The organism is Alcanivorax sp. (assembly GCF_002726155.1).
Classification (GTDB): domain Bacteria; phylum Pseudomonadota; class Gammaproteobacteria; order Pseudomonadales; family Alcanivoracaceae; genus Alcanivorax.
This window is the reverse complement of record NZ_PBSH01000031.1, coordinates 79,555-102,824: the sequence shown is the minus strand read 5'-3', so window position 1 is coordinate 102,824 and position 23,270 is coordinate 79,555. Positions and strand designations below refer to the sequence as shown.

At 58.0% G+C, this 23,270-nt stretch carries 20 protein-coding genes; 9 read left to right on the top strand and 11 right to left on the bottom strand.

The genetic code is table 11. The annotated features are described in order from the left end of the window. Nucleotides 1–41: 41 nt before the first annotated feature. Nucleotides 42–2,000 (top strand): acetyl/propionyl/methylcrotonyl-CoA carboxylase subunit alpha, encoded by a 1,959-nt coding sequence (locus CL546_RS09665; RefSeq protein WP_290494461.1) that lies wholly within the window; start codon nucleotides 42–44, stop codon nucleotides 1,998–2,000. 235 nt (nucleotides 2,001–2,235) lie between these two features. Continuing rightward, a complete protein-coding gene (locus CL546_RS09660; protein WP_290494459.1) occupies nucleotides 2,236–4,065 on the top strand; it encodes a long-chain-acyl-CoA synthetase in 1,830 nt (609 codons plus the stop codon). A 970-nt stretch (nucleotides 4,066–5,035) separates the two neighbouring features. Here the strand turns inward: CL546_RS09660 and CL546_RS09655 are convergent. Then, nucleotides 5,036–6,202 carry an acyl-CoA dehydrogenase gene (locus CL546_RS09655; RefSeq protein WP_290494457.1) on the bottom strand — a complete coding sequence of 389 codons (1,167 nt, stop codon included), beginning with the start codon at nucleotides 6,200–6,202 and terminating at the stop codon, nucleotides 5,036–5,038. 98 nt (nucleotides 6,203–6,300) lie between these two features. After that, a complete protein-coding gene (locus CL546_RS09650; protein WP_290494455.1) occupies nucleotides 6,301–7,503 on the bottom strand; it encodes a 3-oxoadipyl-CoA thiolase in 1,203 nt (400 codons plus the stop codon). A 348-nt stretch (nucleotides 7,504–7,851) separates the two neighbouring features. On the opposite strand from CL546_RS09650, the gene CL546_RS09645 reads away from it, so the two are divergent. Both CL546_RS09645 and CL546_RS09640 read left to right on the top strand, forming a co-directional pair. After that, complete coding sequence (locus tag CL546_RS09645) at nucleotides 7,852–9,009, top strand: acyl-CoA dehydrogenase family protein (RefSeq protein WP_290494453.1); 1,158 nt, start codon at nucleotides 7,852–7,854, stop codon at nucleotides 9,007–9,009. A gap of 191 nt (nucleotides 9,010–9,200) precedes the next feature. Continuing rightward, nucleotides 9,201–10,595, top strand: coding sequence for a hypothetical protein (locus CL546_RS09640; protein ID WP_290494451.1), 1,395 nt, complete (start codon nucleotides 9,201–9,203; stop codon nucleotides 10,593–10,595). A 177-nt stretch (nucleotides 10,596–10,772) separates the two neighbouring features. On the opposite strand, the gene CL546_RS09635 is transcribed toward CL546_RS09640, so the two are convergent. Beyond that, entirely contained in the window at nucleotides 10,773–11,801 is a 1,029-nt protein-coding gene (locus CL546_RS09635) for an MBL fold metallo-hydrolase (RefSeq protein WP_290494449.1), read from the bottom strand. Between the two features lie 45 nt (nucleotides 11,802–11,846). Between CL546_RS09635 and CL546_RS09630 the strand changes: the two genes are divergently transcribed. Together CL546_RS09630 and CL546_RS09625 are read left to right on the top strand one after the other, a co-directional pair. Further along, nucleotides 11,847–12,812: an NAD(P)H-quinone oxidoreductase gene (locus tag CL546_RS09630; protein WP_290494447.1), complete on the top strand. Its 966-nt coding sequence runs from the start codon at nucleotides 11,847–11,849 to the stop codon at nucleotides 12,810–12,812. A gap of 80 nt (nucleotides 12,813–12,892) precedes the next feature. Continuing rightward, the gene (locus CL546_RS09625; RefSeq protein WP_290494445.1) at nucleotides 12,893–13,045 is read left to right on the top strand and encodes a hypothetical protein; all 153 of its coding nucleotides are present in this window, start codon (nucleotides 12,893–12,895) and stop codon (nucleotides 13,043–13,045) included. A 284-nt stretch (nucleotides 13,046–13,329) separates the two neighbouring features. Here CL546_RS09625 and CL546_RS09620 read toward each other — a convergent pair whose 3' ends face one another. The 3 genes from CL546_RS09620 to CL546_RS09610 all read right to left on the bottom strand — a co-directional run bounded on the left by CL546_RS09620 (nucleotide 13,330) and on the right by CL546_RS09610 (nucleotide 15,532). Then, complete coding sequence (locus tag CL546_RS09620; RefSeq protein WP_290494443.1) at nucleotides 13,330–13,785, bottom strand: phasin family protein; 456 nt, start codon at nucleotides 13,783–13,785, stop codon at nucleotides 13,330–13,332. A 205-nt stretch (nucleotides 13,786–13,990) separates the two neighbouring features. Next, nucleotides 13,991–14,311 carry a hypothetical protein gene (locus CL546_RS09615; RefSeq protein ID WP_290494441.1) on the bottom strand — a complete coding sequence of 107 codons (321 nt, stop codon included), beginning with the start codon at nucleotides 14,309–14,311 and terminating at the stop codon, nucleotides 13,991–13,993. Next, nucleotides 14,312–15,532 (bottom strand): DUF445 domain-containing protein, encoded by a 1,221-nt coding sequence (locus CL546_RS09610; RefSeq protein ID WP_007151354.1) that lies wholly within the window; start codon nucleotides 15,530–15,532, stop codon nucleotides 14,312–14,314. 232 nt (nucleotides 15,533–15,764) lie between these two features. On the opposite strand from CL546_RS09610, the gene CL546_RS09605 reads away from it, so the two are divergent. After that, the gene (locus CL546_RS09605) at nucleotides 15,765–16,517 is read left to right on the top strand and encodes a hypothetical protein (protein WP_007149772.1); all 753 of its coding nucleotides are present in this window, start codon (nucleotides 15,765–15,767) and stop codon (nucleotides 16,515–16,517) included. A gap of 63 nt (nucleotides 16,518–16,580) precedes the next feature. Here CL546_RS09605 and CL546_RS09600 read toward each other — a convergent pair whose 3' ends face one another. Further along, nucleotides 16,581–16,901, bottom strand: a complete 321-nt coding sequence (locus CL546_RS09600; protein ID WP_007150905.1) for a hypothetical protein — start codon at nucleotides 16,899–16,901, stop codon at nucleotides 16,581–16,583. 196 nt (nucleotides 16,902–17,097) lie between these two features. Between CL546_RS09600 and CL546_RS09595 the strand changes: the two genes are divergently transcribed. Beyond that, on the top strand, nucleotides 17,098–17,856 hold the full coding sequence (locus CL546_RS09595) for a diguanylate cyclase domain-containing protein (protein ID WP_290494437.1): 759 nt from the start codon (nucleotides 17,098–17,100) through the stop codon (nucleotides 17,854–17,856). Here the strand turns inward: CL546_RS09595 and cmoB are convergent. The 3 genes from cmoB to CL546_RS09580 all read right to left on the bottom strand — a co-directional run bounded on the left by cmoB (nucleotide 17,811) and on the right by CL546_RS09580 (nucleotide 20,072). After that, complete coding sequence (gene cmoB / locus CL546_RS09590; protein WP_290494435.1) at nucleotides 17,811–18,779, bottom strand: tRNA 5-methoxyuridine(34)/uridine 5-oxyacetic acid(34) synthase CmoB; 969 nt, start codon at nucleotides 18,777–18,779, stop codon at nucleotides 17,811–17,813. The genes CL546_RS09595 and cmoB overlap by 46 nt on opposite strands. Continuing rightward, on the bottom strand, nucleotides 18,779–19,510 hold the full coding sequence (gene cmoA / locus CL546_RS09585; RefSeq protein ID WP_290494433.1) for a carboxy-S-adenosyl-L-methionine synthase CmoA: 732 nt from the start codon (nucleotides 19,508–19,510) through the stop codon (nucleotides 18,779–18,781). Before cmoA ends, cmoB begins: the two co-directional genes overlap by 1 nt. A 115-nt stretch (nucleotides 19,511–19,625) precedes the next feature. Continuing rightward, a complete protein-coding gene (locus CL546_RS09580; protein WP_290494432.1) occupies nucleotides 19,626–20,072 on the bottom strand; it encodes a hypothetical protein in 447 nt (148 codons plus the stop codon). Nucleotides 20,073–20,364: 292 nt separating this feature from the next. Between CL546_RS09580 and CL546_RS09575 the strand changes: the two genes are divergently transcribed. Further along, nucleotides 20,365–20,658 carry a hypothetical protein gene (locus CL546_RS09575; protein WP_290494430.1) on the top strand — a complete coding sequence of 98 codons (294 nt, stop codon included), beginning with the start codon at nucleotides 20,365–20,367 and terminating at the stop codon, nucleotides 20,656–20,658. Here CL546_RS09575 and CL546_RS09570 read toward each other — a convergent pair. Next, nucleotides 20,648–23,251, bottom strand: a complete 2,604-nt coding sequence (locus CL546_RS09570) for a hybrid sensor histidine kinase/response regulator (RefSeq protein WP_290494428.1) — start codon at nucleotides 23,249–23,251, stop codon at nucleotides 20,648–20,650. The genes CL546_RS09575 and CL546_RS09570 overlap by 11 nt on opposite strands. Between the last annotated feature and the right edge of the window lie 19 nt (nucleotides 23,252–23,270).

Sequence of the window (23,270 nt, the reverse complement as noted above, 5' to 3'; positions counted from 1 at the left end):
CGGGAAAGTATTTTCAACCGGAACACCGGTAAGGAATCACAATGAGCTTTGAAAAAATCCTGATTGCCAACCGTGGCGAGATTGCCTGCCGGGTCATCGCCACCGCCCAGTCCCTGGGCTACCGGACCGTGGCGGTCTATTCCGAGCCGGATGCCGGTGCCCGTCATGTGCAACTGGCTGACGAAGCGGTTTGTATCGGCCCGGCCCTGGCCAGCGCTTCCTACCTGAACATGGACGCCTTGCTCGCCGCCTGCCAGCAAACCGGCGCTGATGCGGTGCATCCCGGTTACGGCTTTCTCTCCGAAAATGCTGCTTTTTCCAAGGCATGCAAAGAGGCGGGCATTACCTTTATCGGCCCCGATGAAGACGCCATTCAGCTGATGGGCTCCAAACGGCTTTCCAAGATTGCCATGCAAGACGCCGGTGTGCCGTGTATCCCGGGCTACCAGGGCGAAGAACAAAGTGACGAACGCTTACAGCAGGAGGCCGAACGTATCGGCCTGCCATTGATGATCAAAGCCAGTGCCGGCGGTGGCGGTCGGGGTATGCGCGTGGTCACCGACGCAGGGGATATCAGCGCACAGCTGAAAAGCGCCCGTCAGGAAGCCAAAAACGCGTTCGGCAGTGACGAGCTGATCCTGGAACGCGCTGTGCTGCAGCCCCGGCATGTGGAAATTCAGGTATTCGGTGACCGCCACGGCAACGTGATCCATCTGGGAGAGCGCGACTGCTCCGTGCAACGCCGCCACCAGAAAGTGGTGGAAGAAGCGCCCTCCCCGGCAGTGGACGAGCCCCTGCGCCAACGCATGGGCGAGGCCGCCGTACAGGCCGCCAAGGCCTGCCAGTATGTGGGCGCCGGCACGGTGGAATTCCTGCTTGCTCCGGAGGGCGACTTTTTCTTCCTGGAAATGAACACTCGCCTGCAGGTAGAGCATCCGGTCACCGAGCTGGTCACCGGTCTGGATCTGGTCGCCTGGCAAATCAAGGTCGCTAGAGGTGAAGCCCTGCCACTGACCCAAGACCAGGTACAGCTCACCGGCCATGCCATGGAAGTGCGCCTCTACGCAGAAGATCCGGCACAGAACTACATGCCGCAAACCGGCCCGGTGTTGCGCTGGCAACCGGCCAGTGGTGACGGTATTCGCATCGACCACGGCCTGGTGGAAGGCGCCGAGATCGGCAGCCATTACGACCCCATGCTGGCCAAGATCATTGCCGTGGGTGATAGCCGCGAAGACGCCCGCCGCCGCCTGATTCGTGCCGTGCAAGACACCACCCTGATGGGCGTCAACGACAACCGCCAGTTCCTGGCCGCGATCCTCGCCCATCCGGTCTTTGCCCGTGGTGACGCGACTACCGCCTTTATTGGGGATGACTTTGCCGACGACAGTAGCCTGGCCGGCGATGCCCCGGACGCCTTGTTATGGGCACTGGCTGCCCTGTATCACTGTCGCAGCGAAACCCCCTCTGATGCCCTGCGCGGCTGGCACTCCAGCACCCTGGGGGCACAACCCGTCACCCTGCGCTGCGGCGCGCACACCCAGACACTCTATATCCGCTATCAGGATGACGCGGCACAGATCAGCGTCGGCGATGCGGCATCAGCCATCACTCTGGCACCACTCAGCGACAACCGCGTGGCTGTCAACGGCGTCGCTGTGGACGTCACCGTGTTACAGGATGGCAAGCAATACTGGCTGCAATGCCAGGGCCGCACCGCCTGCTTCACCGATGATACCCATACCGCTGCCGGCAGCAGCGACCAGGCCGGTTCCGGCCTGATCCGAGCCCCCATGGACGGCGCCATTATCGACGTGAACGTGAAAGCCGGCGATACCGTCAGCAAGGGGCAGGTTCTGGTGGTCATGGAGGCCATGAAAATGGAGCACAGCCTGAAAGCCGACTGTGACGGCACCATTAAGGTGCTTGATCTCAATGTGGGCAGCCAGGTAAAACGCCAACAATTGCTGGTCACTGTCACCCCGGATGCAGCACAGTAACGTCCGTCACATTCGGTCAGTGACAATTTTCCCACGGAGAAGGACACTCCGCTGTGATCCAATAATTTGCACCGGGCAAATCGGGCCAAAACGGACCTCTCCGATTTCCCCGGGCACCGCCGCCGGGCAGGGTGCTTGCCCTGCCCTGGTGCTGCGGTTAAGGTAAGCGCCCGCTTGCCAACACTGGGCTTCCGGCTTTTCCGGGCCTTCCAAGAACACAGACAATGGAGATCCTATGAGCAACGCCGACATCATCACGTTGCCCAAGCTTCTGTCCAAGGTTCCAGAGGTAATCACCAATCTTCCCGGCCTGATCAAGGGCTCGAAGATGGCGAAAATCACTGACACCAGCAAGCCATTGGGGCTGGGCGTTGCTATCGAGCGCGCCACCAGCATGAACCCGAATGGCGCTGCCGTGATCTACCAGGACACAGAACTTACTTACAAGCAGTTCAACGCCTGGGCCAACCGCCTGGCAGACTATCTGGCCTCTATCGGCCTGAAAAAAGGCGATACCGTTGCCGTCAACGTGGAAAACCGCCCCGAGCTACTGGCCACTGTTCTTGCCTGTGCCAAACTGGGCGTCTGTGCGGCCCTGATCAATACCTCCCAGCGCGGCAAGGTACTGATCCATAGTTTCAATCTGGTGAAACCCAAAGCCGCCATCGTTGGCGAAGAATTGATTGATGCCGTGGAAGAAGTCCGCGGTGATCTGGATCTGAAGGACAATTTCTTCTTCTTTGCGGATCAGAACACCCTGGAAAACCCCGGTGAAGCCCCGGCGGGTTACAAAAACCTGGCCAGCGAAAGCCGTGACTGCTCCAGTGAGAACCCGGCGTCCAGCAAGCAGACATTCCTGCGCGACCCGCTGTTCTACATTTATACCTCCGGCACCACTGGTCTGCCCAAGGCGGTGGTCTTCAACCACGGTCGCTGGGAAAAAGCCTATGGTGGCTTCGGCTTCTCCGCCGTACGCCTGACCAAGGATGACCGCATCTACACCACCCTGCCGTTCTACCACGCCACCGGCATGGTGATCTGCTGGGCGTCGGTAATCGCCAGCGCCGGCTCCATCGTCATTGCGCGCAAATTCTCCGCCAGTGGTTTCTGGGAAGACATCCGCCGCCATAACTGCACCGCCTTCGGCTATGTCGGCGAGCTGTGCCGTTACCTGCACGAACAACCAGAGAAGCCGAACGATCAGGACAACAAGGTCCACACCATCGTCGGTAACGGCCTGCGCCCGAGCATCTGGAAAGACTTCAAGAACCGCTTCGGCATTGATCGTGTGGTCGAGCTGTATGCCTCCTCGGAAGGCAACGTGGCTTTCACCAACGTGTTCAACTTCGACAACACTGTGGGTTTCTCCCCGGTCAGCTACGCCATCGTCAAATACGACAAAGAGCGTGACGAGCCAGTGCGTGACAGCAAAGGCCACATGATCAAGGTCGGCAAGGGTGAATCCGGGCTGATGCTGGGCGAGATCACCGAGAAAACGCCTTTCGACGGCTACACCGACCCGGAGAAAACAGAGAAATCCATCTACCGTGATGTCTTTGCCAAAGGTGATGCCTGGTTCAACACCGGCGACATGATGCGCGATATCGGTTTCCGCCACGCCCAGTTTGTGGACCGCCTGGGGGATACCTTCCGCTGGAAAGGTGAAAACGTATCCACCACCGAAGTGGAACAGATTCTTGATGGCTATGACGGCATCCAGGAATCCGTGGTCTACGGTGTGGAAATTCCCAACACCAACGGCCGTGCCGGCATGGGCCAGATCCGCCTGACCGGTAACCACAGCGACTTCGACTTCGAGGGCCTGTGTGCCTACCTGAAGCGGGAATTGCCGCCTTATGCCATTCCGGTTTTCCTGCGTATCAACGAAGAAGCCATGGAAACCACTGGCACCTTCAAGCACCAGAAAAACAAGCTCAAGGAACAGAAGTATGACCTGAGCCAACAAAGCAACGCGGTGTACGCGCTGCTGCCTGGTGAAAGCTGCTACCAGAAACTGGACGAAGCCACGCAAAACGGCATCGACAGTGGTGAGTACCGCTTCTAGCGCACTCGCTGCAAAGAAGCACAAAAAAGGCGCCTCACGGCGCCTTTTTTGGTTCTGCAGTCCACAGATAAACACATCGCAGGCACCAGCCTGTTAACACTTGCATGGCACTCAGCTGTAACGACTCAATCACCAGCTCAGTTACTCACACCCACCTTTCTATCCACGGCATCTGTGGATAACACTGTTAGCGAGTGTCGGATAACGCGACCAAAGCCAGCCATGGCGGGCCATCCAGCGATTTGCGTGGTTTTTCACCAAGCTGACACAGGCTCGGAAAAGCGACGAAAGGTCAAGCCCGTCAGGACTTTTTTCTGTGCTGGGGATTATTCCACAAAAGCTGTGCATAACTTTGTGAACAACCTGACTAAAACCGGCCGAAGCGCCCGGTATCCGCCGCTTCCCGCAAACTGGTTTATTTTTACGCTAATCATAAATCATTGATTATTCAGTGACTTATTGGTGTTTTTTTACACTACTCACAGAAAGAGGTTGAGCCGGTTGGCAAAATGGCGGGAGTAATCAGCTTGTGCAAAAGCGCCAGACAAATCATATATCTGTCATAACAAACCTGTGTTTTCGGTCTATGGCGAATCAGGGCGTTCCTGACTGGCAGACTTTTTCCACAGATCCTGTGGATAACCCTGTGCATAGACGGTAGAAAACATTGCAACATCACCCAAAAATCACGCCTCAGGACGACATGACTATTTTTTAACCAATCATTTTTTTATTTTTAAATCATGAGGTTACGCTATTTTTTATGGGTATTTAACGTAGTTGTCATTTTTTTCTGCAGAAAAAGAGCATTGACAAAAAACTGTGTACAAAATTGGGGCAGCCACACGTTACCAAGGGTGACACCCTGGTACAGCCGTGCATATAACAGGCCACTTTCCTTTCCTCTATCCGGTTCGCCACTGCCACCCTGCCCCTCAAGCACACACCTTCAGGGCAAGAGTGGCAGTTGTTAGCCGAAGGCCTGCAAGCCGGTCTGTGCCCGGCCCAGTATCAAGGCGTGAACATCGTGCGTACCTTCGTAGGTATTTACCGCTTCCAGGTTCATCACATGGCGAATCACATGGTATTCATCGCTGATCCCATTGCCTCCATGCATGTCACGGGCCTGACGGGCGATATCAATGGCCTTGCCACAATTATTGCGCTTCATCAGCGAGACCATTTCCGGTGACCAGTCTCCTGCATCCATCAACCGGCCCAGCTGCAAGGCGCCCTGCAGACCCAGGGTGATCTCAGTTTGCATATCCGCCAGCTTTTTCTGTATCAGCTGAGTCGCCGCCAATGGACGGCCAAACTGTTTGCGGTCCAGGGTGTACTGGCGAGCCGCCTGCCAACAGAATTCCGCCGCGCCCATGGCGCCCCAGCTAATCCCGTAGCGCGCCTTGTTCAGGCAGCTGAACGGCCCCTTCAGGCCTTCCACGTCTAACCGGTTTTCTCCCGGCACAAAGCAATCGTCCAGCGAGATCTGCCCGGTGATGGAGGCACGCAGAGAGAACTTGCCTTCGATCTTCGGAGTGCTGAAGCCGTCAAAGCCCCGCTCCACTACAAAGCCGTTGATCTTGCCGTCCAGGTTGGCCCACACCACCGCCACATCCGCAATCGGCGAATTGGTAATCCAGGTCTTGGCCCCATTGAGCAGGTAACCCCCATCCACCTTTTTGGCACGGGTGCTCATGGAGCCCGGGTCAGAACCGTGGTCCGGCTCGGTCAGGCCAAAGCAGCCCACCCATTCACCGGTGGCAAGCCTGGGCAGGTATTTCTCGCGCACCGCTTCACTGCCGAAGGTGTAGATAGGGAACATCACCAAGGACGACTGCACGCTCATGGCTGAACGGTAACCGGAATCCACCCGCTCCACTTCACGGGCAACCAGGCCATAACTGACATGGTTTACGCCGGCGCCACCATATTGCTCAGGAATGGTGGGGCCGAGAAAGCCCAGTGCGCCCATTTCCGTCATGATTTCCCGGTGGAAAATCTCGTGACGGTTCGCCTCAAGCACGCGCGTCATCAACTTGCTCTGGCAGTAGTCCTGCGCCGCATCACGGATCATTCGCTCGTCTTCAGTGAGCTGGGTTTCCAGCAACAAGGGGTCTTTCCAGTCAAATCTCTGCATTTTCAATCCTGTTCGAGTCATTCCTGTAAGACGGAGATCGGCTTACGCTGATTTCCGCTCTATCGGGTTTTCGTTATTAACTATTCACTATTAATTATTCACTGCTTCTCGATCACCATGGCCACACCCTGGCCCACCCCGATACACAGGCTCACCAGTGCATAGCGACCGCCAGTGGCTTCCAGTTGCCGCGTGGCGGTGAGAGCCAGTCGGGCGCCGGAGGCACCCAGCGGATGGCCCACGGCGATAGCGCCGCCATTCGGGTTCAGGCGTTCATCATCGCCGGCCAGCCCCAGCTGCTTACAGCAGCCCAACACCTGGGCGGCGAATGCCTCATTGATTTCGATGACATCCATCTGCTCCAGCGTCAGGCCGGCCCTGGCCAATGCCTTGTTACAGGCCTCAACCGGCCCCAACCCCATGACCCGAGGCGCCACACCAGCAACGGCCCCCGCCAGAATACGGGCGCGCGGTGCAATGCCAGCCGCTTCTCCGGCCGCTCGGGAGCCCACGATCAGCGCCGCCGCCCCATCATTGACCCCCGACGCATTGCCGGCAGTAATCACCCCACCGTCCACAATCGCAGGCAGTTTGGCCAGCTTATCCACGCCGGTTCCCGGACGCGGGTGCTCGTCGTCAGTCACCGTCAGTGGGTCTTTCTTGCGGCCCTGCGGTACCGTTACCGGTGTCAGTTCTTCACGGAAGAAGCCCCGCTCGCGGGCGTCCTCGTAGCGCTGCTGGGATCGGGCGGCAAAGGCGTCCGCGGATTCACGGCTGATACCCAGATCCTCAGCCACATTCTGGGCCGTCTCCGGCATGGTATCGCCGCCAAACTGCTGGAGGATTGCCGGGTTGGGGAAACGGGCACCAATGGTGCTGTCGAAAATCGTCATGTCCCGGCTGAAGGCTTTCTCTGCCTTGGCCATGACAAAGGGGGCGCGGCTCATGGATTCCGTGCCGCCGGCGATAACCAGATCGCCCTCACCCACGGTGACCATACGGGCGGCATCCAGGGTCGCGGCCAGGCCACTGCCACAAAGCCGGTTCACAGTAATTCCCGCCACCGATTCCGGCAGGCCCGCGAGCAGGCCGGCATGGCGAGCCACGTTACGGGCATCCTCACCGGCCTGATTAGTGTTGCCGATGACCACGTCTTCAAAGCCCTCAGGCTCGAAACGATTACGCTGCACCAGCTCGCGGATCACCCCGGCCAGCAAATCATCCGGCCGCACCGGCGCCAGCGCGCCACCGTGGCGGCCAAAGGGGGTTCGCAGACCATCGTAAATATAGGCATCAAGCATTACATTCTCCGAATGTGCAGCAGGCTCCACGCAACACGCAGCAACGCGTAAACGGCCTCGGCCAGGCGTCATGGCCGTGCCCGCGAATCAATGTTGGCCGCGAGCAAAAAGGTCGCCAAATCCATTGGCTTCCACCGCGTTGTTGCGTGCAGCTTGAAGCGTGCCGCAGCAAGCTCGTCCGCTATGCGGAATGATGTTTTGAAACTTGACGGGCAGAATAGGCCGTGACAGAGTGCGATGCAAGTGGTGCAACCGGGCCGCCACAAGACATGCCTCCCCAGGCCGCAACCACCCAACAAGAGTCTGCCGTTACCGCCCCGAACCCCATTATAGCCGCCGGACCCAGCCATGATTCGTGATGCCGAAATCCTCTCGCAGTTGACTGACACCATTGCCCGTTTTGTACGCGAACGACTCGTTCCCGCCGAACAGCAAGTGGCCGAAAGTGACGCCATTCCCGACGACATTATCGCCGACATGAAGGCCATGGGCCTGTTCGGATTGTCGATTCCGGAGGAGCTTGGCGGACTCGGGCTGACCATGGAAGAGGAAGTCATGGTGGCCTTTGAACTGGGTCGCACCTCCCCCGCATTTCGCTCCCTCATGGGCACCAACAATGGTATCGGCGCCCAGGGCATCCTGATTGATGGCACCGACGAACAGAAACAAAAATACGTTCCCCAGCTCGCCACCGGGGACGTGATTGGCGCCTTCTGCCTGACCGAACCGGACGCGGGCTCCGACTCCGGCGCAGTGAAAACCCGTGCCGACAAAGACGGCGATCACTATATCCTCAACGGCACCAAGCGCTTTATCACCAACGGCCCCCATGCCGGCCTCTTTACCGTGATGGCGCGCACCAACCCGGATATCGCGGGCGGTGGCGGTGTTACCGCCTTTATCGTCGAGGGAGACACCCCCGGCATTCACCGCGGCAAGGCGGACGTGAAAATGGGCCAGAAAGGCGCCCACACCTGCGACATCATTTTTGAAAATTGCCGGGTCCCCGCAGAGAACATTATCGGCGGCCAGGAAGGCAAGGGGTTCAAAACCGCCATGAAAGTGCTGGACCGGGGCCGGCTGCATATTTCTGCCATCTGCGTGGGCGTTGCCTACCGGCTCATCGAGGACGCGGTGAATTTTTCTGCCGAGCGTAAACAGTTCGGCAAGCCCATCATCGAGCACCAGCTGATTCAGGCCATGCTGGCTGACTCCCGGGCAGAAGCCTTCGCCGGCCGCTCCATGGTACTGGAAGCCGCCCGCAGCAAGGACCGGGGAGAACGGGTCAGCCTGGACGCCTCCTGCTGCAAGCTGTTCTGCTCGGAAATGGTAGGACGGGTGGCCGATCGTGCCGTGCAGATTCATGGCGGCGCAGGCTACATGGCGGACTATCCGGTGGAACGGTTCTATCGCGATGTGCGGCTGTTCCGTATTTACGAAGGCACCACCCAGATTCAGCAGATAGTCATCGCCCGGGAACTGGCGCGGCAGGCGAAAAGCAGTTGAACGTTCAAAGTGGAAAGTTCAAAAGCGCGTTCCATGCCAAAGGTAACTGATGCAATCCGTGCCCGCGACCACTGGCCGATTCGCGATGCAAGCATCGCGAATAACATCGGTCGGCACGGCGCCGGCTTTGTTCAATCTGCAGCAACAGTGATTCGCGTTTCAACTTTGAACGTTACACTTTCAACTCATCCATGCCGCTGACCCGCCTCCTCGATTACACCCTCCCCCTGTGCATGATCGGCACAATCCTGTCTCTGGTGTTCGATCTGGACGCCGGGGCCTGGCTGGCACGAATTGCCTTACTGGTTTATCTGCTGGTGCAATGGCCCGGGCAAGCCCCCATGGCCAAAGGCATTCTGCTGGTAGTGATCGCCATGGCCGGCGTTGTTATCTGCCGTGAAGCCCAGCCTGTTCCGGTTTTACTGCAGGCCCTGGACCGCCTCTGTTTTTTCGCCACTTTCGTTTCATCACTGGGCCTGCTGCGCGTCTCCGCCATGCGCTCGCGATTGGTCCGCGATGCGGGGCAAACCCTGATTCGCCAAAAACCTGCGCTGCGCTACCCCACCCTGTCCCTGGGGACCGCACTGTTCGGCATTATCATCAACATCGGAGTACTAAACCTGTTCGGCGCCATGGTGATGCGCAGCAATACGCTCAAGGCGGCAGGCGGACACGATGATATTCAACAGGCCCGCGAGCGGCGGATGATGTTGTCGATTTTGCGCGGCTTTGCCCTGGCCCCCCTGGTATCGCCACTGGGGGTAACCATGGCGGTAATTCTGGCGAATATGCCCAGCCTCACCTGGGCCAGCCTGGCCCCGGTGGCGCTGCCCACCGCCGGGCTCTTTTTTCTGCTCGGCTGGTGGCTGGACTGGCAACTGCGCCCCAAGCAACTGGCTGACCGTGTACCTGAAACACAGCCGCCCTCATTGTCGCCACTTATTCTCTTCACCCTGCTCGCCGTACTGATCACCCTGAGCGTCTTTGCCGTTGCCCTGGCGGGGAATTTGCGTTTACCCGTGGCCGTCCTGATTGCCTGCCCGCTTGCTGCCATCCTGTGGATGGCAAAACAGAGACGGCGACTTGGCGGCGGCACCGGGCTGCGCCGCTCTCTGACCTTGCTTGCCCGTCATTCGCGCTTGATCTTCGGAGCCAATCGAGGGGAAATTGCCGTGCTGGGTGGGTCCGCCTGCCTGGGCGCACTGATCACTCCCCTGGTAGATCAACACGCCTTGCACGATCTGCTACTGGCCACCCATCTGCAAGGCGCCGCCATGGCCGTGGCGGCCATGTTGCTGGTGGTCGGGTTAGCGCAAGTGGGGCTGAACCCAATCGTGTCTGTCACCCTGCTCGCCTCCTTGCTGGGTGACGGCGTCGGGGTGGACCCGAGAATCCTGGCGGTCGGGTTAATGTGTGCCTGGAGTCTGTCGATGATTTCCTCCCCCTTCACCGCCTCTATGCTGGTACTCAGCCAACTGATTCATCGCTCCCCCTACCGGATCGCCTGGCACTGGAACGGGCTGTTCTTTGTGTTGGTGGTGCCAATGCTGGCGTTGTGGATTGGGGTAATGACGCAATGGTTGTGAGAGCAGTTGAAAGTTCAAAGTGTAGAGTTGAAAAGCGCGCGCGAGCCTGTCGTGAACAGTTAAGCCGTGCCCGCGTTGCGCACTTTGTGGAAACGCGGAGGAAAGCACTTATCGGATGGCTTTGCCCATTTTCGCGCTTTTCAACTTTACACTTTGAACTTTCAACTCACCCTCAGATCAGGCCGCAAAGAGCCAGATCCCATCGCGGTCTTCGCGCTGCACCCTGCCCTGCTCCAGCAGGCAGTTAAGGTGCGCAATACTCTCGCCCATGGCAAACATCATTTGCTGCACATCCAGTTGCCGCTTGAACATCACTGGCAATACATCGTGGGCATTATGAGGCTGCTCACAGCAGGCAGCATGCACCTGATCCAGCTGCTCGGCGTGGTGATCCACCAGCGTATTGATCCGCGTATGCAGCCCCCGAAAAGGCAAACCGTGGGCGGGCAGCACCAGCGTGTCTTCCGGCAATGCATCGCGGATTACTGTCAGGCTTTCCACAAACGCTGTCACTGGATTGGCGTTCGGCTCCGTGGGGCGCACCATCAAGTTACTGGAAATGGTCGGCAGCACCTGGTCCCCACTGAGCAACACCCGGTCGGCTCTGCGGTACAGACACAAATGCTCCGGTGCATGACCGCGGCCGATATACACCTGCCAACGCTCCCCATTGATGGTCAACGTGTCGCCCTCGGCCACAAATTCCGGACTCTCAGGCAAAGGCATCACCACCCGGCGAAAGCCGTTGCCTTTACCCGCCACTTTATCCAGGTCTTCGCCTTGCAGGCCGTGGCTGCCCAGAAACCCCTTGAACCGCTCAATGGTCTGGGCGTCCGTTGCGTGGCAAATGCTGGTGGCCAGTTGCCACTCGCCCCGGCTCATGATCACCGGCGCCTCGCATTGCTGCTGCAGCCAGCCCGCCATGCCCAGATGATCCGGGTGATAATGGGTAACGATCACCCGAGTGACCGGTTTTCCGTCGAGCTGCTCTGCCAGCAGCTGCTGCCAGATTTCCCGGCTGCGCCTAACACCAAGTCCGGTATCCACAATCACCCAACCCTGGTTATCTTCCAGCAACCAGAGGTTGATATGGTCGAGCGCAAACGGCAGCGGAAAACGCAGCCAGAAAACGCCGTCGGCCACCTTGAAACGCTGAGCTGCCGGTGGCAGATCAGTAAACGGGTAGATTAATGGGGACGTCGTCATAACGTTTTCCTTCTACTGCTAAATACGGCGAATAGGAGCACAACCATGCGTGCCTGGTGTATTGAAGATCAGCAACTGCAACTGGACACCCTGCCCGACCCACAACCCGGGCCGGAAGAAATCCGCGTTCAGGTCAAAGCCATAGGGGTAAACCGGGCAGATTTGCTGCAGGTGCTGGGCCGCTACCCGGCGCCAGCGGGCACCAGCAGCCGCATCCCCGGGCTCGAATATGCCGGTGTTGTCAGTGCCGTGGGCAAGCGAGTACAGCAACGAAAAGTGGGCGATGCGGTGATGGGGCTGGTACCCGGCTGCGCCTATGCCGAACAGGTGATCACCCATGAACGCGAAGCCCTGACCATGCCGGAAGGCATGGACTTTGCCCGCGCCGCCACGCTGCCGGAAGCGTTTCTGACCGCCTACCGGGCATTGTTTCTGGAAGGCGGCCTGCAACCGGGACAGTGGTGTCTGGTGCGCCCGGCCACCGCGGGGGTCGGTCTCGCCGCTACCCAGCTGGCCCACACCCTTGGCGCCCGGCCCATCGGCAGCAGCCGGGACTTGAGCAAACTCGACACCGCCAACGATATGGGCCTCGCTGCCCAGGTGAGCGACGACGGCACCCTCGCCACCCAACTCAACGCCATTACCCACGGCGATGGAGTGGCGGTGATTCTGGATATGGTCGGCCCGGACTGGAACGACCTGCTCGGCGGCCTCCGTGCAGAAGGCAGCCTGGTGAATATCGGCGTTCTTGGCGGCTTGAGCACCGAGCTGAATCTTGGGGCTCTGCTGATGAAACGCCAGACCCTGAAAAGCATGACCATGCGCAGCCAGCCGCTGGAAAACCGCATTCGTCTGGCGCAGATTTTCAATGACCGGCTGGCGCCACTGTTTGCCAGCGGCGCACTGCTGCCCCTGCCGCTGGAAACCTTTCCCTTTAAAGACGCAAACGCTGCCCACCAACACATGGCCAGCAACGACTTCAGTGGCAAGCGCGTGATCCTGGTCGAATAACGAAAGCGTTGGACGATGCATGTCGGCACACAGAGAAGCGGTATTCGGAATACTATTTCATATTGCCTTTCGACATCTCAATGACCAAAACGATCAGCCCGGCTGAATCCGACAAGCGCCCGCCCTGGCAACCGCTGGACGCCGGATGCCCGACGACGGACGCTTGCATTCAAAACCTGAAAACCTTGGCCGCCATGCTCTTTGCGCAAATGCATTACCCGATTACAGCCTGAAGACGGCCCTGACAATCCCTCAAAATACCCCTCAAAAGAGACACCGTAATAACGACAGTCGCTCAGGCTAAGGGGCTTTACATCAGGCATCCGGCGTCCAGCGTTTGGCATAGTGCCGGGTATAAAGTGCCGGGTATTCGCGATAAACCCATCAGACGACGAGAAGCGTGTTCTTCACTCTAATCCGCGATGAACCAAAAAAAAGCGGGTACCCAAGGAGGGTACCCGCTGAAAGACACCACTAAGGGGTTAGCGGTGTGCGCTACAACACGGTTTGAATGCCGTTAACTCTTTTTACGAGTCTGGCGTTTCGGGGCAGGTTTTTCGGACTTTTCTTCGGCACTATCCAATGCCTGAGTCAGTTCCTGCACCCGTTTTTCAAGCTGTTCGACCTCCCGCTTATTGGGCAGGCCTAAACGGGACAAAGCCTTGTTAAACCGGTCATCAAATGCTTTTTCCATTTTATCCATGGTTTCGCCGGTATGATGACGAACCCGTTCTTTAATCTCTTCCACCCGGGACTCGGTTTTGTCCTTGGTATGCCGCTCTACTTCGCGGCCCGCTTCCACCAGAGCATCAAAAAAACCGCTGCCCTCTTCTTCGGCGCGAGCAAAGGCGCCCAGACCGGCAAGCCAGATCTGATGGGTGTACTTGCGAATGTCTCGTGAAGCCCCACTCAGGGCTTTCAGCGGGTTTTGACGCCCGTCTTTTTCGTTCTGGTTCTGTTCTTGATCGGACATGGTCCAAACTCCCGAAGGCAATTCCACGAGCGAATGCAGCGGGAAAACAACACACAAGCATTATCATCAGCGCGCGGAGTGAATTATAGGGGGGTAGTGACGCCGGGTAGCGGCGCATTGTCGAACAATAAAACAGTGTTGGTCAGGAGATTCCTTCCTGCTACGCCAAGTGCTCAAAATCCAGACAGCCTGCGCTATTCAGGCCTTACTCGCCGGTCTCATCCTTGTCGCTGGCGCCTTGCCGGCGGCCACTGATCAAACCGACACCACGGGCCAGATCCCGGGCCCTGTCACGGATAACGTCCCGCGAGCGGCCGGTCAGCAGATCCAGAAAACGTTGCCGCAACCGTTCTTCCAGTTGTGCTGCACCCTCTTCAAGGCGCCGGTCAATCTTGCGTTCAACCCGGGGAACCAACCAGAAATGCCCGATAATACCCAGCAGAATCAGGGTAAGCAGCGAAGAGCCCGCCGCTGCTGCAAACAACAACCACCCAAGGGTGGCCATGTCTATCTGCAGCACCTGCATTCAACTGACTCCAAACATAAACACCAGCTGGAAAACACCGGCCATGGCCCCCAGGAAGCCACCCACCACAATCAGGATCCATTCGTCTTCCTGAAAGGCCGGGCGCAACAAATCCTGAAATTCATCGGAGCTCAGTGCCTGCATGCGTTCGGACATGAGCCGCTCCACAATTTGCCCACGCTCCTTGTTGAAGCCCTGGTCTTCAAAAGGTTCCACCGCCAGATCGACCGCCTTTTCTTCCACCGCCTTTTTCAGGTCAGCGTAGCCTTCCGGCCCCACGGTAAGTTGGGCTGCCGTACGCACCACGCCACCGTTCAACAGCGGTTTCAAATGGCGTTTGATCAGCGCTTTGGTACGGTCACCTCGCGGCCCGTTCACCACCTGATACATAATATTGCGCAGGGTAATAACCTGATCCGTGGACAGCCGGGCAAAGGATTCCGCCACATCCTTCTGGCGTTTCAGGAATAGCCCCTGAATCCGGAATGGCCCAACCTTGATGGGATTGAGCGGACGAAAAATCAGATTCAGTGCCAGCCAGTTGGTAGCAATCCCGACAATAAAACCGAACAGCGGCAACACCCAGTTTTCCGGCATAAAGATAAAGACCGGAACCTGGATCAAGCCGAACAGGAAGCCGAAATACAAACCGGAGTTGGTCACAAAGCGGAATTCAGGGTCGCCCACTTCGCGAAACATCTGGACCATGAGCTGCTTGTCTTCGCTCATCTGGGTGACAACCATGTGCTTCATGTCCACCAGGCTATCCAGATTACGGCTGATATCGTCAACCACGTTGTCCATGACGGCCGGAATGGCCCGGCGGGCACGGCTATAGACCCGCTTGCGCACCAACAACGGCAGGTTTTCCCACAGCACCGCATTGCGCTCGGTCATGACTTCGTCGGTGTATTCTTCGATACGAACCTGAATGGTGCGGGTGAGATGGGCAGAGATTTTTTCCGGTTCCATTTCGCGGAAGAACTCGTCCAGGCTACCCAGCTTCGAGAGCGCCTTGTCTACCACGATACCCGCCATCTTTTCGACCTTGGAGGGAATAATGCCCTGCCAGCCGAAAAAAGGTCGGATGCCCAGAAATTCCAGGGGATAGAATGTCATCTGCACGGCCATCCAGTTGGTTGTCCAACCGACTGCACCAGCGATGAACGGAATACTGACGTACTTCCAGAAATCCGGGTACGCAAGCAAAGATTCCAGCATTTAAAAACAACTCCCCTCCAAGGGCTGGTGCACTGTAACGCGACAGTGCCAAGGCGAACAGGTCCCGTGTACACCTATCCAAGTCAAAAAAGCCAATGTTGTTTAATTATGAAAATGCATAGTATAGGGAGCCGTCATGCCAAATATAAGCGACATCGCGTAATTTTTGGCAACAAAACGGGACCGAAAACATCACCTCGGCCCAACATAAAGACAGGACCGCGCTGCCACCATGCCTGAAACCGGTAGTTTCCCCCAGCTTATCGTGCTCGGGGGCCTGGAAAGTGCCCTTAACCAGGCCCTGACAGGGACACAACAAGGGCGAGAACGCCTCGCCGCCCTCCATGGAACCGTGGTGCGCATCCGTGCCGAACGCCCGCGTTCGGTCCTGTATGTGCTGATCTATGAAGACGGCGTCGAGCTGCTGACCGACTACGAAGGCAATGTGGACATTCGGGTTCGCGGCCCTCTGGGCGGCATGGTCCACTGGTTGTTTGCCAGCGAACCACTGGAAGACCACGAATCATTACGCATCACCGGTAGCGACGCCCATGTGGCCCAACTGGCCGAGCTGATCAACCAGTTCAGCCTCTGGCCGTTGATACGTAACTGGCTGGACGACCACGTACGGCTCAAGGAGCTGCTGGCACTGCTGCGCCGGGAAGATCCGGTCTGGCTGGAACAGCTGGCCACCCTGCCCCGGCAAGTGGGCCAGCTGGCTGAGCAGATGGCGCAACAACAATTGTTGCAGGAAGACATCCTTGATGAACTACGGCAACTGCGCGGCGAATTTCAGCGAGCGCGTAAACTGGACCAGTTCTTTACCCTCACCGGCATGCTGCTGATTCTGCTATCGCTGATGAAGGCATCCGATCTCTGGGAAACCACCTGGCATGCGCTGCAACAGGACTTCCTGTCCCTGGCCATGCTCAGCCTGGGCATCGCCTGCCTGGTGATTCGTTTATTGCCAAAACGGCTTCAATAAAAGCCCGACGCTGGAGGCACCACACCTGACGCTATAACCCGGATCCGGCAAGCCGGGCCGAAGTCAGGGCTTGTCCTTACGCCCGAAGATTTGCCCCAGGCGCTCCCCCACCATCTCCGCACTGGTGCGCGCCAGGTTGCGGCTAGCGCCTTCCAGTAATTCCTTCGAGGGCAGATTACGCACCCCTTCCACCAAGCCCCGGCGAACCCCTTCTTCTACCCGGTCCGAAAGCACTTGTGCGGCCTTCTCGACCTGCTCATCCAGCTCCCGCTGCAGGCTGTCACGCAAACGGGGCTGAAAATAGAAATGTGCCCACACACCCACAGCCAGCAGGGTGAACAGGGAGCTGAGCAGCGCCGACGCGACAATCCAGGTAACCGACATGATTGATCCCTCTGAGTGAAACCCGTTCCGGGCCACGCATGCTGGCAACTGTTTGCGTAACAGTGACCGACATTGTTGTTAAATAGAGTATGCACCCGATGCCGGACAGCCGTGAACCCGCTAAAGTTATGTCAGCGGGAATGGAAGCCTAGAACATGAGCAGGATGCCATCATAATCTCTGGTCCCGAGGTGCCAATGACTGCCGTGACAAGCCCGCAACGTGCAGAAAGCCATAGCCAACATGTTTTGCAGCAGGCGTTATCGTTTTGCCGGCGACACAAACAACCCTTCGCACTCCTTGCCATCGACCTGCAGGAACTGAAAACCCTGCAGGCTGAAATTGGCGAGCATTACATTGCCCCACTGTTCGCACAATTCTGCCAACAGCTGAATAACCGCAAACGCTGTGAAGATATCCTGATTACCACGCGCAGCAATCAGGTGGTGTTTCTGGCCCTGCCCGGCACCCATGCAGACGGCGCGGACATCGCCGCCGGGCGACTACTGGACTGGCTTAACCACCACGAATTCAGGATTGATGAATTTCGCGTCACGCTGAACGTGCGCATTGCCGTTCATGTGCACAGCGGCGCTGACAACGAAGGCACCGGGCGGCTGGTCAACGATACCCTGAAGCTGTTGCGCCAACCCGCGGAGCGCGGCCAGCGCATCCTCTCCCCCCAGGCGCAGAGGCAACAAAGCCAGCAAGCCCAGGCTCAGGAAGACACACAACAGGATGAAGCAAACGCGCCCCAAGAGCTTAGCGATGCGTTACTGGCGCAGGCCCGCAAAGATGGCTTGCTCGACACCCTGACCCCCTTAATCAATGCACTGGATGAAAGCGCGCGCCTGGAGTTGGTGGATCACCTGCTCGACGCCTCCACGCGCACCACATCGACAGCCAAACCTTACGGCTTTCGGGCAACCAACACCGCACGGCGAGGCGCCGGATAACCTTCACGGGTAAGGCGGTGGTCGTCCGGATCCAGAAAATCCGGAAGCGACTGGAAACGCATCCAGTCAGTGGATCGCTGCTCTTGCACCGTAGTATTGCTTTCATCCACGCATCGCACATCCACAAAGCCACACCGCTCCAGCCAGCGGGTGAGCATGGCCACCGAAGGCAGGAAAAACACATTGCGCATGACCGCGTAGCGATCTTCCGGCATCAACACGGTGCGCTCGTCTCCCTCCACGACCAGGGTTTCCAGCACCAGCTCGCCGCCGGCGCATAGCGCCCCTTTTAATTCCAGCAGGTGGTCCAGCGGTGAACGCCGGTGGTACAGCACGCCCATGGAAAAAACCGTATCAAACTGCCCCCCTTCCGCGGGCAGCTCTTCCATGCGCAGGGGCAGGAACCACACGGGCAACTCAGGGGCAAAACGGCGCACTGCCAGGTACTGCACCAGAAACAAAATGGTCGGATCGATCCCAACGACCGCACTGGCGCCGGCCGCCGCCATACGCCAGCAGTGGTAACCACTGCCACAACCCACATCAAGAATACGTCGCCCCGCCAAAGGCGACAGATGCGGCGCTACCCGTTGCCACTTCCAGTCCGAACGCCACTCCGTTTCCACCGACACGCCGAAAAATTCAAACGGGCCCTTGCGCCAGGGGATCAGCCCCTGCAACGCCTGTTTCACCGTCTCCGCGTCTTGCTCACCGGCCCCACCAATGGTCAGCGTGTCCTGATCCAGGGCACACTCGGCGGGCCCCATCGGCAACGCCTCCAGTGCCGCCAGCCAACGGGGCAAATCCCCATGGGGACGGTCGACCAGACGCTCCCGGGACAGCGTCATCACGACGGACAAGGGTTGCGGAGCAAACAGGGACGCAAGCCCGCGTTCACAGGCCTGAAGGTAATCGGTAAGCATCAGCGCACGGCCAGTAGAGAAATGAAATTAAAACAACGGAACCAGACATGAATATGTCGGTAACCCGCCTTTTTCAGGCGCGCCTCATGATCGGCCAGAGTCTCCGGAATCAGCACATTCTCCAGCGCGGTACGCTTCTGGCTGATTTCCAGATCGGAATAACCGTTATTACGCTTGAAAGCATGATGCAGCTCGGTCTGCAGGGCATTCTCAACCTCATCGGCAAAACGGATTTTTTCCGACAACACCAGAATGCCGCCGGGCACCGTGGCATCCGCCAGACGCTGAATCAGGGCGTCACGCTTTTGCGGGGCAATGAACTGCAACGTGAAATTAAGCACCGCCATGGAACAAGGCGCGAATGCCATCTCGGCCACATCGCCCTCTTCCAGTGTCACCCGGTGGGCCTGACCGACGTCTGCCAGCAAGGTGGCAGCCTGCTCAATCATGGCGCGGGAATTATCCACCGCCACAATCGGGTTACCGCTTTCTTCCGTCAGCGACGCCATGGCCGTGGCCGCCGCCCCCAGGGAACAACCCAGGTCGTACAGGCAGGTATCAGGTTGGGCATAACGGGCCGCCAGCACCCCGATCATATCGATAATGGTGGGGTAACCAGGCACCGAACGACGAATCATGTCGGGGAAAACCCGCACTACCGTATCGTCGAAGGAAAAACGCGCCACCTGCTGGTGGGACGTAGCGTAAATGCGATCATGCTGGTCTGACATAGAGGCCCCGATATTCGTCTGCGGGCCGATTATAGCGGTGTGAGGAGCCGGGGAGAAACGGCTGCAAATGCAGCCGTCTGGAAAAACAGGAAACGCGGAGCGACAGGAACGATGATTACTTCAGGCTGACCCGCAAATTGGGATTAAAGTCTTCGTCGGCCAGATCGTCCAGGTAACTCTCTACAAAGTCCCGGGTGGCGGTATCGCTGTCAGCACCAAGACGCGCCAGAGCCTCACCCAGACTCACCGTCTGGCCGTTCAGACTCACCTGGGACGCTGACAAGCTCAGGCCCATATCAATCACCGCATATTCCAGATTTTCCGCGTGACGACCGTTGACCATATGGGTAAGTACGGTCTGCCCATCCTGACAATCAATGGAAAGCAGGGACTCACCAGCCGTCATTTGCACTTTCCCGGTTTCAATCAACTGATCCACCAGCGCGCCAAAAGCGCTGTCCTGGGACGCCGCCAGACACAGCCGGCCCTCCATCCCCGGATTCAACTGGGCCTGGGCCGGCAACACAGCGAAAAGAGTCAGAATAATTGCCAAAATACGCATATTTCCCCCATTTCTCCCTGTTGCCAGCCCCCATTGGCTTTCACAGCAAGAAATCAATAAATCACGATTGCCGGTATTGCGGTGCGCATTATACGAACTAATGCGTACATTTGTTAACCGTTTTTAATCATTAATGGTGTAGAAAAAAGGCAAATATTAACCTGATACGCTGAGGACATTCACACAGGTTTCATAAATAATGCTTAGCTTTCAGATGAACAAAGGACAGGTTTCGGCACGGTGCTTGCTTGCACCATCCGTTACCACGGGGGTTACCTTTAGGATGTTGAACATGCCTGCCACTCACCATCACTCGTCATTTTCATTCCTCACTGTTTGCGCTGCAGCACTCACCGTCTGCGGCATCGGCCTGACATTCAATGATGTTCAATGGCAGCTGGTCAGCATGGCCAGTTTTTTCAGTGGCCTTGGGTTGGCAGTCGTCGCCTGCCTGTTTCACGTCATACGCCGTCATCGGGCCTGGCGTATTGAGGGCGCGATTCTGGTAAGCCTGATGGCTCTCGTGTGGTCTGCACCGCTGCTACCGCCGGCCATGCAAGACACCTTGGTCTACCTTATGCCGTAACGCCCAGATACTGGGAAAGCGCCTGTTTCATGGCCGCCAGAGACAGGGGCTTGATCAATTGCCCGTTCATCCCCGCCCTGGAAACCCGGCCTCCCTGCTCGCTAATGGCATGGGCACTGAGCGCCAATACCTGACAGGGTGCCCAGCCATGCTGCGCCTCCAATTCGCGGATATGATGGGCACTGGTAAACCCGTCCATCACCGGCATGTCCAGATCCATCAACACCAGGTCCAGCTCCCCATCCTCAGCGTCAAAACAATCGACCCCCTGCTGGCCATCTTCCGCGACGATGATGTTCGCAATGCCCAGCCGCTCCAGATAGCCCTTGGTGACCATCTGATTGACCGGGTTATCTTCCACAATCAAAACACGCAGGCTGGAAATGGATTCCACTGCCACTGGTTCGGTGACAATCGGGATTGCCCCCGGAACATAGCTTCCCAACAGCTGCTGAAGATCATTGACCGTGACCACCGAGCGACGCAGCACACGCACCTCCCTGGGTAGCCAGTCTGGCGTGTCGCAACGCATGCCAATCAACAGCAAGACCTGGATACGGGCCGGATTCAGACGCACCATCTGCAATGCTTCATCGAGCAGCGCCTGTTCCGGCAGGCCATTGATCAGCAAAACACCACTGCGGATTTCCCCCTTCGCTTCCGCCAGTTGCCCGGTGTTTTCCACCACTTTCACGGTTTCAAAACGTGGGTCATCGATCAGCCAATCCTCCAGGCTTCCCTGCACATCCCAAAGCCAACTGGCTGGCGGCAGCTCGGCCATCATCGGGATTTCATCCTCCTCGCTGGCCATCTGGATACTGAAACTGAACCGCGAACCCAGCCCCGGGGCACTGTGTACATGAATCTCACCGCCCATCAGCCCCACCAGTTCGCGGCTGATGGACAGCCCCAGCCCGGTACCACCATAACGGCGGGCCGTATTGGCAGATGCCTGGGTAAAACGCTGGAAAAGTTGCGTTTGCTCGTCCTGGGTCAAGCCAATGCCAGTATCCGTCACCGCAAAAGTGAACAGCGGCGCTTCACCGCCGTGACGGCGGCACACCAGGGACAGAACAACCCGCCCATTGCGGGTGAATTTCACTGCATTACCGATCAGGTTGATGAGGATCTGGCGCAGCCGGATCGCATCCCCCACCACATCCGACGGGGTGTGCGGATCCACATCCAGAATCACCAGGGTACCGTTATCACTGGCCGGCAAATTGAACATCTGCACGCATTCCGCCAGCAGCGTCAGCAGATCAAAGCGCTCTTCGACTAACTCCAGTTTGCCAGCTTCAATTTTGGCAAAATCCAGCACGTCGTTAATTAGCGCCGTCAGGGTTCGGCCGGCGCTATCAATCAGGCTGATATATTCCTGTTGCCGTGGTGACGGGTCGGTCTCGCGCAATAATTCCGCCAAGCCAATCACGCCATTCAGTGGCGTCCGGATTTCGTGGCTCATGCGGGCCAGAAAGAGGCCCTTGGCCTGGCTCTCGGCACGGGCATTGATCGCCCGGGAATTGGCCCGGTACACCCACAACGCCAGCCCCAGCACCAGCACATACAGCAACACGATCCCCAGCATCATCCAGACCGTGGCCCGGGCCTTCTCCTGGCGAGCGTTGCTGAGCAACTGGTCCGCCAGTGAAATCAACGTGGCAGACAGCCCGTCCAGTGATTTCATGGCATTGCGGCTGCGATCGTAAGCCCCTTCCCAGGACACCTGAATGCGTGGTGCCAGAATCAGCTCACGTTCGGACCACTCCAGAAACGACAGCAAGCCGCCCTGCACCAACCGCCACTGCTGCTGCAACTCAATGGCACCGGTACGTGCAACCAGCGCCTTGATTTCGCTGTCGATGATGCTCACCTGATGCTGTAATCGCTGCCAGGCATTCTCCAGGCGCCGGGCATCATTGTCTCCCAAATAACCACCACGCAGGCTCACATACAGAGCCAGCGCCCGAATCAGGCCGATATCTTCCTGGGCCTGACGAAATGAGCCCAGTGGCAAGGACAGCACCTCATTGGGTTCCAGCCCCTCACCAATCGACAGATCCGAGACAAACAGTACCGTGGACAAGGCATTGCTCAACCGCTGGGTAATCTGGTTGACGTTATCGAAAGGGCCGACCACGTCCTCCATGGGGATACCGGTTTTCACCGTCAGGTCGCGCCACGCTTCGCTCAGCAAGCCGCCCTGATCATTCAGCCCCGGAATATCGCGCTGACGGACAAGCTGCAGGAAGGCCAGCAAACGACTGCCGGCACGGGAGCGGCTGAGCTCAAAACGGGAGACAATTCCCGGTTCCTGGGTATGAATCGCCGCCGGGGCCAGATCGCGCATGTCATTCAGCGGAGGGAACGCGGCCAGCCCCTCATCAAACAGGCGCACGTCTTCACGCATGGTATCGTAGGTATCGAGCATACCCAGGCGATGTTGAATCAGAAGCACCGATGCGATGGCGAACGGCACCGTGATTAGCGCAAACAGCAACAGCATGGCCGCACTGGTTCGCAGGCCCACAACCGGCAAACCCGGCACTGACCGCGATCTGTCTGGCGACACATTATGTGATGGCTTTTCCATCCGCCTGCCCTGAAAACGG